Origin of the sequence: Aquibacillus halophilus (genome assembly GCF_009649745.1) — a bacterium.
Classification (GTDB): domain Bacteria; phylum Bacillota; class Bacilli; order Bacillales; family Amphibacillaceae; genus Aquibacillus; species Aquibacillus halophilus.
The window spans coordinates 38,662-51,217 of record NZ_WJNG01000007.1 but is presented as its reverse complement, the minus strand read 5'-3'; the positions used below and the strand labels follow the sequence as shown (position 1 = coordinate 51,217).

At 34.8% G+C, this 12,556-nt stretch carries 11 protein-coding genes and 1 other annotated feature; of the genes, 2 read left to right on the top strand and 9 right to left on the bottom strand.

The annotated features are described in order from the left end of the window. Nucleotides 1–2: 2 nt before the first annotated feature. The 7 genes from GH741_RS09125 to refZ all read right to left on the bottom strand — a co-directional run bounded on the left by GH741_RS09125 (nt 3) and on the right by refZ (nt 7,341). Nucleotides 3–1,595 (bottom strand): amidohydrolase, encoded by a 1,593-nt coding sequence (locus GH741_RS09125; protein WP_153736492.1) that lies wholly within the window; start codon nt 1,593–1,595, stop codon nt 3–5. A 119-nt stretch (nt 1,596–1,714) separates the two neighbouring features. After that, nucleotides 1,715–1,927 (bottom strand): alpha/beta-type small acid-soluble spore protein, encoded by a 213-nt coding sequence (locus GH741_RS09120; RefSeq protein WP_153736491.1) that lies wholly within the window; start codon nt 1,925–1,927, stop codon nt 1,715–1,717. Nucleotides 1,928–2,023: 96 nt separating this feature from the next. Beyond that, a complete protein-coding gene (gene thiI / locus GH741_RS09115) occupies nt 2,024–3,226 on the bottom strand; it encodes a tRNA uracil 4-sulfurtransferase ThiI (RefSeq protein ID WP_153736490.1) in 1,203 nt (400 codons plus the stop codon). A gap of 5 nt (nt 3,227–3,231) precedes the next feature. Next, on the bottom strand, nt 3,232–4,371 hold the full coding sequence (locus GH741_RS09110) for a cysteine desulfurase family protein (protein WP_153736489.1): 1,140 nt from the start codon (nt 4,369–4,371) through the stop codon (nt 3,232–3,234). A 111-nt stretch (nt 4,372–4,482) separates the two neighbouring features. Beyond that, nucleotides 4,483–4,776 carry a hypothetical protein gene (locus GH741_RS09105; protein WP_153736488.1) on the bottom strand — a complete coding sequence of 98 codons (294 nt, stop codon included), beginning with the start codon at nt 4,774–4,776 and terminating at the stop codon, nt 4,483–4,485. A gap of 8 nt (nt 4,777–4,784) precedes the next feature. Further along, nucleotides 4,785–6,476: a septation ring formation regulator EzrA gene (gene ezrA / locus GH741_RS09100; RefSeq protein ID WP_153736487.1), complete on the bottom strand. Its 1,692-nt coding sequence runs from the start codon at nt 6,474–6,476 to the stop codon at nt 4,785–4,787. 250 nt (nt 6,477–6,726) lie between these two features. After that, entirely contained in the window at nt 6,727–7,341 is a 615-nt protein-coding gene (refZ, locus tag GH741_RS09095; protein ID WP_153736486.1) for a forespore capture DNA-binding protein RefZ, read from the bottom strand. 134 nt (nt 7,342–7,475) lie between these two features. Here refZ and GH741_RS09090 point away from each other — a divergent pair, with 134 nt between their 5' ends. Further along, entirely contained in the window at nt 7,476–7,955 is a 480-nt protein-coding gene (locus GH741_RS09090) for a GAF domain-containing protein (protein WP_153736485.1), read from the top strand. Nucleotides 7,956–8,037: 82 nt separating this feature from the next. Here the strand turns inward: GH741_RS09090 and GH741_RS09085 are convergent, their stop codons facing one another. Continuing rightward, nucleotides 8,038–9,924, bottom strand: coding sequence for a sensor domain-containing diguanylate cyclase (locus GH741_RS09085; protein ID WP_170287598.1), 1,887 nt, complete (start codon nt 9,922–9,924; stop codon nt 8,038–8,040). A 353-nt stretch (nt 9,925–10,277) separates the two neighbouring features. Here GH741_RS09085 and rpsD point away from each other — a divergent pair, with 353 nt between their 5' ends. Further along, the gene (gene rpsD, locus GH741_RS09080; protein WP_153736483.1) at nt 10,278–10,880 is read left to right on the top strand and encodes a 30S ribosomal protein S4; all 603 of its coding nucleotides are present in this window, start codon (nt 10,278–10,280) and stop codon (nt 10,878–10,880) included. A 93-nt stretch (nt 10,881–10,973) separates the two neighbouring features. Here rpsD and tyrS read toward each other — a convergent pair whose 3' ends face one another. Then, complete coding sequence (gene tyrS, locus GH741_RS09075; RefSeq protein WP_153736482.1) at nt 10,974–12,245, bottom strand: tyrosine--tRNA ligase; 1,272 nt, start codon at nt 12,243–12,245, stop codon at nt 10,974–10,976. 60 nt (nt 12,246–12,305) lie between these two features. Then, nucleotides 12,306–12,516, bottom strand: a binding site (T-box leader). Nucleotides 12,517–12,556: the final 40 nt, after the last annotated feature.

Below are 12,556 nucleotides of genomic sequence, written 5' to 3'. Positions count from 1 at the left end.
TTTTATTGTTTTTGATAAACAATCTGTTCATTAATTATTGTCATTTCAACCTTTGAAGTTGTAATTTTTTCAGGAGCAATAGTAAATAAATCTTGATTGAATACTGTAAAATCCGCAGTAAAACCAGGAGCTATTTGTCCTCGATCATTTTCATGAGAAATCACGTAAGCACTTCCTTTTGTATATAAAGATACCGCTTCATACACAGTTAGTTGTTCTGTCTCATTATAGTAACCACCATCAATATTAGATCTCCGTAATACCGCAGCCTCGATACCAAGGAGAGGATTTACTTCTTCAATCGGTGCATCTGAACCACCAGCACACGGTATTCCGTTTTCTATCAATGTCTTCCATGCATACGCATAACGAACTCTTCTGCTCCCAATTCGTTCAATAATCCAAGGAAAATCCGAAGCTACAAAGGTTGGCTGTATATCCAACACGACATCAATCGTTTTTAACAATTCGATAAGTTCTTCATTAACGATTTGTGCATGGATGATTCGGTCCCGACGTCCATTTTGTAGTGGATATCTTTGAATCAACTTAGCAACAGTCAATGCCGCTTGGTCACCAATTGCATGCACAGCAATCGGCATGCCTTTTTCTCGAACTTTCTTAACTAATTCTTCTAGGTTTTCTATATTATGAATCGCGATTCCATAGTTGTCTTGGTCATCTTCATATGGCTCTGATAACCAGGCAGTTCTTCCTCCTAACGCACCATCAGAAAAGATTTTCACAGCCCCTAGTTGGATAAAGTCTGTCCCTTCATTATAGCTCAGTCCCTCATTCTCCATATCATCAAGTACCTCATGATGTACTAATAAGTTGGTTCTAAATTTTCTATCCTCACCATCTATCGCATTTGTAAATGCATTTAGTGTTTTTTTGAAACCGCCATAATAATTTAAATCCTCACTATGACCTCCTACTAAGCCCTTACTAAGTAAGTCGTCCACTGAGGCTTTAACTACACTCGTTAAGTATTGTTCGGAAACATCAGGAATTCCCTCTTTTATAAGTTCTTGAGCAGTGTCAAGAAAATAACCTATTGCTACCCCGTTGTCATCACGGACTATTTTCCCACCTTGTGGATCCTCAGTATGTCGATCAATATTCGCACTATTAATTGCTTTAGAATTAGCTAATACAGCATGTCTACAAACCCGTGTAAGCATCATTGGATTATTAGGGCATATTTCATCTAGCTCACTTTTATGTATAATTCGAGGGTCTTCCCATTGATTTTCATTCCAACCTTCACCAATCAACCATTCATCCCCACTTAAATGCTTCGCACGTTCTTTTAAAGATTCAAGAACCTGCTCTGGAGAGGTCATCATTGATAAATCTAAACGGATAAGTTTTTCCCCATGTCCGATAATATGTAAATGACTATCAACAAAACCTGGATACATAACATTTCCTTGTAAATCTGTAATTTGATTTATGTCATTTCGATACTTATTATTTAATTCATCAAAGGTCCCAGTATCGACAATAAATCCTTTATTTGTAAAAACTGCTTCTACTTGGTCTTCCTCTGATTTCATTGTGTAAATCTTTCCTCCATACCATAAAATTCCCATCACTAAGTTCCTTTCTTTTAAAAATACAATTTCCTACTATATTTACAATAAGATACCAAATTCAAGACGAAAAGAAAAGGGTAGTGCAATAACACTACCCTTTATATATGCCATTATATTTATTGTTGTTGGCCACCACTCATTTGTTGTTGAGCCATTGAAACTAAACGCTTAGTGATTTCTCCACCAACAGAACCGTTAGCGCGAGAAGTAGTATCAGCTCCAAGGTTAACACCAAACTCTTGAGCAATTTCAACTTTCATTTGGTTAATCGCTTGGTCTACACCAGGTACTAAAAGTTGGTTACTGTTATTGCTATTGTTATTCGCCATGATATCTTCACCTCCTGTTTGCTACATTTCTATTTTGCTCACAGTGGAAGGTAAACATGCATGAGAAACAATGGAAGTTGTTTCAAAAAAAACCACTTACAGGAGGTCAGAAAATTCATCTTCATGGCTAGTTGAATGTGAAATTTCAATTACTTCAATTCCATTAATTGTTTCTTCTAAATCTTCATTAAAATTAAGGGAACTTTCAAAATAAATAACTTTATCCTTTTTTGGTTTTGTTTTAGGTGAACTTGGCACAAAAATGGTACAACAATCCTCAAAGGGTCTTATTGAAATGTCATACGTATTTATTTTTTTCGAAATCTGGATAATTTCTTCTTTATCCATTGTTATCAATGGACGCAATATTGGATAGTTCGTTACCTGATTGATGGCATTCATGCTTTCCATCGTTTGACTAGCTACTTGTCCAAGGCTCTCTCCAGTAGTTAATGACAAAATCCCTTCTTTAAATGCGACAGCTTCACTTATCTTCATCATCATTCTCCGCATTACTGTCATGGAATAACCATGGGGAATGTCCTGATATATTTTTTGTTGCAATTTCGTGAATGGGACTACATGAACCTTAATTTTCCCACCGTAGCTCGTTAACTGGTGTGCTAAATCAATAACTTTTTGTTTAGCCCTATCACTCGTATATGGTGGAGAATGAAAGTGAATTACTTCTAATTGAACTCCACGTTTCATTGTTAAATATCCAGCTACAGGACTGTCAATTCCACCAGATAATAGCAAAAGAGTTTTTCCTGCTGTTCCTACCGGTAATCCGCCAGCACACGGGATTTTCAATGAAGTGATATAAGTAGCTTCCTTACGTGTTTCCACATTTATTTCTATATCAGGATTATGAACATCAACAGTAAACCCATCAGTGTTCGAAAGTAAATACCCACCGAGAATTTGATTCATATCTTGCGAATGAATTGGAAATTCTTTATTAATTCTTTTTGCAGTTATCTTAAATGTTTTTGCATCTGTTGCTTCCTTTAATGCATATAAAGTGGCTTCCTTGATTTTGGTTTCATCATTATCAACCTTAATTGCCAAACTTAAACTATGAATACCAAAAATTGTCTGACAGATAGCTATGATTGGATCTGGATTTTCGCCATTCAACAAAATATACATTCGATCTCTTGTTGTCTTGATACTTATTGTAGAAAATTCTTTTAGTTTATCAAGAACATTCTCGTGTAACCTGTTAAGAAATATTTTTCTATTCTTTCCTTTTAAACCTATCTCGCCATAGCGAACTAAAATATGATCGTACTGCATAATACCTACCCCATTACTTCACTCAATTGTTGTAACACTTCACTTAATGAATGACAAAAAGTAAAAACTTCATCCTCTGTATTGTCATAGTCTAAACTAATTCGTAGTGCAGATTCACTAATTTTTTTGTTAAATCCACATGCAGATAGTACTGCACTTTCATCTGGCTTTTTGGATGAGCAAGCTGATTTCGTTGAAATATATATGTCCTTTTCACTTAGAGCGTGAATGACGACCTCAGGTTTGTAACCCGGAACTGAAATATTAATTATATTTGGAGAGTGTTGTCTAGGTGTATTGACTACGACTCCTTCTATTTGTTCTAAACAATTCCGTAATAACTGGGTCGTTGTTTTCATGTCATCTAGTTGAGTTCTTTGCTTTTCAATAATAAGACGCATAGCTTTGACAAGTGATACTGCACCTGCCACATTTTCTGTGCCAGATCGAAAATCACCTTCCTGTGCTCCGCCATGAAATAAAGGGAAGATTGTTGTGTTTCTTTTAATATACAACAATCCGGTGCCTTTTAAACCGTGAATTTTATGACCTGAAATGGTACAGAGATCGATACCACTGTTAATTAACGGAAGCTTAACTTTTCCAAACCCTTGTACATCGTCAACATGAAAAAACAATTTAGGATATAGTTTTGCAATGGCTCCAATTTCCAATATAGGCTGAACTGAACCTATTTCATTGTTTACATGCATAATGCTAATCAAAATTGTTTGATCATTAATAGCTTCTTTAACATCATTAATTTCTACAACCCCATCAGAATTAACGGGTAGATATGTCACCTGAAACCCTAGTTTTTCCAATGACTTACAAGCTTCAATAACGGAAGGATGTTCAATTTGTGATGTAATAATGTGCCTTCCGCGGTTCTGGTGAGCGAACGCTATACCTTTAACGGCAAGGTTATTACCCTCAGTACCACCAGAAGTAAAAACAAGCTCCTCTGCCTTAACATCCATTAACTGAGCGGCTTGCTGCTTTGCCTTTAATAATAGGCGTTCAGCATCTGCACCAAAACGATGAATCGAAGAAGGATTACCATAGTATTTTTCAGATACTTGCCTAAAACTTTCCAAAACTTCCGGGAGTGGTTTAGTCGTAGCACTGTTGTCTAAATAAATCATTGATAATCTCCTTACTATTATTTAGCGTTCAAATATCTTACCATAAATTTATTGTATTGAAAATAAATAAGTAAGTCCCTTGTTAGTGATAACAAGGGACTTAACATATTACTAAGGTTCTATACCTAATGCTGCTAAAATTTCATCGATTGATATTTCACCATTTGTACCACTTTTTAGATCTAAAGTGAAATCTGCGTCAATATCAGATATAATTTCCTCTTGGAATTGCTCATGATTAATCTCTTTGGGGAACTCAACTGATACTTTATCTGTCATTGACCTCTCCGCCACAAAATGTTTTTCGACAGTTGAAGTATTTTGGATTCCTATAAAGATCCAAATAACAGATATCCAAGTCACAATAGCAACGACACTTAACAAAACTAGCAACCATTTAGACATTTTAAACACTAACTAGGTACCTTACTTAATTCTTCTAGTCTTTTAAGTGCGCCTGGTTCCACTTCTTCCAATGCTCTGGCTGCTTCTTCTAAAGCACTTTCATATTCGAATTTCCTAAATAATTCTTCCGCCTCATATAGTCTGGCGGCCAATATAGCGTATTGGCTTCTATATCTGTTAGCATACTGGATTACTACTTCCACTAATCTAGCGTGATCTAATAATAATTCTGTTTGATCTACCATTGATTGGATTGATTTTTTTGCCTCAGATAACAAATGCTGTACTTCTCCCATATCAAGCGGATGTTTTTCAAGGTTTTTTATAACTAAATCACTTTTTAATGTAGCCTCTTCCATAAGATTCCATATATAACTTGGTACACCAGGAATATTGCTTTTTTGTAGTTTACGATTTGTTTCAAAAAGGTCACGACGAATTTTCAGTACCTCTTCTTTAGCTTCAATCTCGTCTTTCCTAAGTGTATGAATTCGTTCCTTGAATTTATTATGAGATTCTTCTAATTCTACTAACTGCTTGTAACTATTTTCCAACAAATCACGAAGCTTGTCATGAGATAGCTTTTCCTCTACCACATGTACTTCGATTTCCTCGTGTTCTTTTTTGAGTTGATTGATATGCTTTTGAAGACTCATATGTGTTTTCATGTCACTATCTTCAAAGTAATATGCTTCTTGTAATTGTATAACTTCTTCATTAGTATCAGTCAAATCTTTATCAACTTCTGTCAATAACTTATGAAAACTAGGTAATTGTTTATCTACAAACGATTTTGAGACAGCTTCTTTTTCTAACAATTGATACATCTCAGCTATTCTTTCTTCAATCGGTAAAATAATTTCGTAAGCATCACCGATACTACCCTTCTCTAATTGCACGACACTCTTAACTAAACTTTCTTGGAATTTATGAATTTCCTTTTCAAAACCTAGGTGCTCTATTCGATAACCTTCTTCTTTCATATCTTTTATACCAAACAGAAGATCGTCAATTTGGGCTGGTAATTCCTGCTTGCATTTTTTATATACAGTCGGAAATTCTTCTACTTGCTCTTCTAAAAAAACAAGGTTTTTTTTCATATCTTCGACAAGTTGCTCTGCTTCTAAATAGTTACCAGAATCTGTTAATGCAAAAAAATTAGTAACTTCTTGTTCCAATTCATCCAGTTCAACTTCAAAGCGGATTTCAGCCTTACCATATTGGTGACGATTTTGTATTAGTTTTTTTCTTAATCCCGAAATTTTTGGTTGAAGATTGTCAACTTCTTCTCGGCTGCTTTGTTCTGATTCGATTAACTCATCAAGTTCCTGAAACATTTTTTCGATATTTTCTTCAATAGACAATAGGGTTTGATTAACTGTATGTAGGTTCTTCTTCGCACCTGATATGCGAAACCTATCTGAAGCTTCTTCTGCATCTAGTAAATACTCTTCAATATCTGGTAACTCTCTAGTTAAAATAACATCCCAACGATCTTTCCATGATTCAAACTTCTCTTGTGTTTCTCCAGATAGGTTCAATTTTTTAACGCGAGCCAGTTCTGAAGTAACGTTTCTGTTCATTATATCCATTTTCCAGCCTTCAAGACGATCAACCTCATCGTAGACTCGTTTTCTTAAAATTAAACCTAAAATAATTAATGCTATTACAACGAGAACACTCCCAATGACATACGCCAAAATAATCCCCCTATCCGTTGCCTGCTATGTATGTACAACCTTAATCTAATCCTAATTAAGTAATACTATTATGATACCATGTTCAGCCTATTTTTTGCTAAATTTTTTCAAATAAATTAATAATCCGACATTTTTAATAGTAATAACCTTGAATTTTAACAGATATAGTAAGATTTGGGCAGGAATAGAGGAAGGGCGGAGCATCAGTAGAAAATGACAAACCAAGGGAGCTAATCTCTGGTGAATACGATTAATTACTCTTTTGTTGTGTCAAGTAGTCAATCCATTTATGAATGGAATTAGTATATTTTTTTACAAACAAGTCTTGGGATTGGTCCCAAACAATATGACTTCTCCATTCCTTTGGAGCCATATATGGTGTAATTAACAATCCTTTTAATTGTAGTAATAAAAACTCCTGATCCATATTAGTATGTGGAGTGCCTTTTAGGGCATCACTGAACAGTTTGCTCACAATATAATTTTCCTTAGCTAAATAAGTAACCATCATTTCTCTGACAAAAATAGAATCAAGTGTTAATTCCCTCTGAATAAAACATGTAAATTGATGTTGGTTTTGCTTATAATGTATAATAGTTTCAATCATCTTTTTCAATCTATCAATTGCGCCATCATTTTCAGTTTCATCGAAGACAAAATCGAGCTGTTTAAGGTATTCTTCATAATAAGTGACAACAACTGTTTCTAAAAGTCCTTGCTTGCTTTTGAAATAGTAATTTATTAATGAAACATTCACCGATGCTTTCTTGGCAATATCTCGAACGGATGTACCATGATATCCCTTTGCATAAAACAGCTTACATGACGCATCCATTACTTTTTGCTTTGTTTCGTTATTTTTCATCAGGTTCAGCTCCTTACAGTATTTTTTACGACATTGATGTACGGATTCCTGCATTTTTCTCTCGTCAAATACCGCATCGCTTTTGTCGAAAGAGCTCGATATTCAGTTTTTTAATTTTAAAGGAGGAAGGACATATGTTTCAAGTACAAAACTATGAAGGCTCTAAAGAAAAAGACTATAGCCTTTTATTAAAGCAATTACAGGCACTACTAGAAGATGAAAAAGATCAGTTAGCTAATCTATCAAATGCTTCTGCATTATTAAACCAGTTTTTATCTGAGGTTAACTGGGTTGGCTTTTATTTGTGGAAGGAAAACGAGTTAGTACTCGGTCCATTCCAGGGATTACCTGCGTGTGTTAGAATTGCCAGTGGTAAAGGTGTTTGCGGGAAAGCTGTAGAAGAAGGAAAGACACAGCGAATTGCAGATGTCCACCAATTCCCAGGTCATATTGCCTGCGATGCCGCTAGCCGATCAGAAATTGTAGTACCTCTATATAAAGATGGAAAGATATTCGGAGTGCTGGATATCGATAGTCCAATTACTAACCGGTTTGACGAACAAGATCAAGAGTATTTAGAAAAATTCGCTAAAATTATTGAACAAAATATATAATAAAAGTTTGACTTCGGGGAAATTTGGCCTAGACAAACTTGTTAGTAAAATAAAATCTCACCAAAAAAGTGAAACCGATGTACTAGTACAACGGTTTCACTTTTTCCCTAACCACACAATTCTTCCCTTTTGCTTTTGCCTCATATAGAGCTTCATCAGCTCGATCAAAAAGTCGGTGCATTTCGTTTGGTTGATTACTATTCCAGTAAGAAACACCTACGGAAATGGTTATTATCGGATTTGTATTCTGCCTAACTCGATCAACCAATTCCTGAGCTACTTCCATTGCTTCGTCCAACATTGATTCTGGCAAATAAACAGCTAGTTCTTCTCCACCCCATCTAGCAGCAAAGTCATTTGCTCCAAGTCTGTTTTCAATAATATTAGCAACTTTGATAAGCAACTCATCCCCAGTATCATGGCCAAAAGTATCATTAATCGTTTTGAAATCGTCTATATCTATTAACAAAAATGCACCCTGCTTATCAAATAGCAAATGCTCCTGAAGTCGTTCATCTAAGTATTTTCTAGAATATAGTTTTGTTAAATAATCTGTTATTACTAGTTGTTCTAGTTGTTCACGTAGCAACGAATTAACAAAAGCCAAAGTAGAATGATGTACCAAAGATTGAACTAATTTGAACGTTTCAAATGAATAAAAATACGGCTCTGTATGTAATACAACAATTGCACCCTTTACTTGATCAGATTGTATCATTGGTATTGCCATAACAGAATGATAAGGCATCTTCACATCTGGATGTTTGGTTGAAAAGTTACCAATAAACAAAGATTCCTTTTCACTTCTTAATGTAGGAATGATAGTTTCTAAAAATAAACTAGATTCATCTAAAAGAAAGAACTTTGTACTTCCATCCAGTAAATCATAATCATCTTCTTTAAATAGAATAAATCCAATTTCGTTAGCACCAAAAAAAGTCGTAATTTGCTTATTCATAAAGGCAGTTGTCTCTGAAAGTCTTAAATTTGAATTCAGTGTATGTGAGGTTTCATTTATTAATTGCAAGTCGGAAATTAACTGTCTCGATTGCTGATATAAATGGGCATTTTCTAAAGCATTTCCTGCTGTGTTAGCAAGCAAAGTAATAAATTCAACGTCACTATCCGGAAACAAACGATCGACCGGAGATATAATTTGTAATACACCATAAATCCCTTGTTTTCCCTTCAATGGTGCAAATAATCTTGTTTTTAATCCTGTTTCGTCCTTTTCCATTTTTACGTTTCCAGTTTGGAAGGCTTGTACACTAGATTTATTGGCAAATTCATCATTATAAATTAGTTCTTTTATAGGTAAATCAGTATCATTCTTATAATCTTGAGATAAATACAACCTGTATTCAAAATGTGGATATACATCCGATAATGTATGAATTACTTCAGTTAAAACATCATTTGTATTAATTGAAGAATGGAATTTGGTTGTTACACGATATAAAAGTTCATACTTATTTGCTTTTTCCATTGTTTTCGAGTAATTACCTAATCCGTTTAATAGCTTATATGTTTCATCTATCATACCTTCTAACTTTTTATACGACTGATTTGACAATTTGTCTTGTTCAACGGCTAAAAATAAATAACCTATCGGACTATCACCAAAATTTAGTGGAAATAAAAATGAAGAAAAATTTGAAGGTTGTTTAAACACATTGCAACCCTTAAGTATAGTGAAATTAGTAGTAGATTTATAAATAATTTTATTATTACTATCTATTAATAAGTTTTGTTTTAATACCTTTTGTTCATAGGTAAGACTAGTAGCCAACTCAAAATTGTCATTACAGTAATCATGTAAATACAAAGCTACACACTTCGCCTGCAACAATTTCTTTATATGTTTGGACACTTCAGTAATTAGATCCCCACTGAATCCATCTGTACTATACATAAACTTTTCAGCGAAGAAGTTTCTTAAGTCCACCTGCAACGACTCTTTTATTTCCATAAGTATCTCACCTATCATAAATAAATATTATATAAGACTATTATAAACGAAATAGTTTTATATTCCTATAATTGTTTTATATTCCTGTAACTAAAGTAGTACTTTCTTCTCATAAAGTAAAATAAGCACATGCTGTTGACATATACGCTTAAAAATCATATAATATTCTTTGTGTAAAATAAAAGGTAGCCTATGTGGAAACCTCCGACTAGTTCATTTTATTCCTCCTGGTGAGGTGTATCGTGTAACTCTCTGCTGCTGGAGCGATGGTACATGAAAATAAAATGTCTAGCGATCAAGGGACACTCTGTCTTTTTTTATGCAAATCTAATATAAGAAGGAGAAGATGTACAATGGCTCGCTATACAGGTCCTGTATGGAAAAAGTCTCGTCGTCTTGGCATTTCATTAACTGGTACTGGTAAGGAGTTAGAAAAACGTCCTTACGCACCCGGACAACATGGTCCAAATCAACGTAGAAAACTTTCAGAATATGGTTTACAATTACAAGAAAAACAAAAGCTTCGCTTCATGTATGGAGTTAACGAACGTCAATTCCGTAACATGTTTGACCAAGCAGGAAAAATTAAAGGTATTCATGGTGAAAACTTCATGATTCTTCTTGAGTCTCGTTTAGATAACCTTGTTTATCGTCTTGGATTAGCACGTACTCGTAGAGCTGCTCGTCAGCTTGTTGGTCATGGCCACGTTACTGTTGATGGTGGTCGTGTAGACATTCCATCATACCGTCTTAAGCCAGGTCAAGTAATTGGTTTACGTGAAAAATCTCAAAACCTAGACATCATTAAAGAAGCTATCGAAGCAAACAACTTTGTACCTGAGTATCTAACTTTCGACGAAGAAAAATTAGAAGGTACTTATACTCGCTTACCAGAGCGTTCTGAGTTACCTGCTGAGATTAACGAACCACTTATCGTTGAGTTCTACTCTCGTTAATTAGCAAAATTATATCTAAAAATCACCGAATCTTCATTAGAAGAATCGGTGATTTTTTTTGTATTATTAAAATTTCTATATTTCAAAGTAAATTTAATTGAATCGAATAAGAAAGTACTTTTTCTTACCCCTTCGAATAATTGTGAACGCATCATCAATTCGATCTTGGCTACTTATCTTATAAGTTAGATCTTGTTGTCGATTACCATTAATATAGACAGCGCCATTCTGAACGTCTTCTCTTGCTTGACGCTTTGATGGAGAAATATTGGCTTCAACAAGGATATCAATCAGGCCCTTTTCTTCTCTAGCAAATGTAATAGAGGGTACATCTTTAAAGCCTTGTTCAATTTCCTCCCCGTTTAAATTTTGAATTTCCCCACTAAAGAGAGCTTCTGTAATTTTTTGAGCTTGAGCTAATGCTTCCTTACTGTGTACTAGCTCAGTCATCTCTTCTGCTAGTCGTCTGTGAGCAATTCGTTGTTCAGGTGCTGTTTCCATTTCAACTGCAAGTTCTGCAATTTCACTATGGTCTATAAAAGTGAAATACTTAATGAATTTAATGACGTCCCGATCATCTGTGTTGATCCAAAACTGGTAAAACTCATAAGGTGTTGTCTTTTTCCCATCTAACCATACTGCCCCACCAGCCGTTTTTCCAAATTTGGTTCCATCAGCTTTTGTTATTAATGGAACTGTAAGTCCGTATGCCTTTGCCTCTTCTTCTTTTCCGCTTTTTGTACGTCGAATCAGTTCCATTCCAGCAGTGATATTACCCCACTGGTCACTACCACCAATTTGTAATGTACAATTTTCTTTTTCATATAGTTTCAGAAAATCTAAAGATTGAAGGATCATGTAACTAAACTCTGTAAAGGAGATTCCATTCTCTAAACGAGATTCCACAGAATCCTTGGCTAACATATAATTGATGCTGAAGTGTTTCCCTGTATCACGTAGGAATTCAATAATTGTTGTTGCTGATAACCACTCATAATTATTTCTAGCAACAGCTGCATTTTCCCCCTTATCAAAATCCAACAAATTCGCAAGCTGATCCTTTATCTTTTCACTATAGCCCTGGACAACTTCCAGTTCATTAAGTGAACGTTCTGTTGAACGGCCACTCGGATCCCCAATTAGACCAGTCCCACCACCTATTAAAGCAATCGGACGATGTCCAGCTTTTTGGAATCTTTTTAGCATAAGAGCTGGTACTAAATGCCCGATATGCAAACTATCCGCTGTAGGATCAAACCCACAATATAATGTCACGACCTTACTCTGTAAATGTTCATTAAGCCCTTCATCATCAGTAATTTGTTGAATTAACCCACGTTGTCTTAAATCTCCTAAAATATCCATTGTCTTCACTCCTAATTTTTCATTAACCTTTAATTCAAAACAAAAAAACTCCCCCCTAAAAAAAGGGGCGAGGTTAATCGCGGTACCACCCTTGTTGCAAAAATAAAAATTTTGCCACTAAAGAAAATAACGGTGAGGTCCACCGTCTTCTGAATTAACAGAAGAAGCTCCAGAACGTAATTCATAAAGTAATTGTATTCTGACTTGCACCAACCGCCAGCTCTCTGAATTAGGGAATTACTTTATTACTTCAATCTTTCAACGCTTATTAGTTTATTATTGTGTTACATTAATATCACATATTTTAAGTT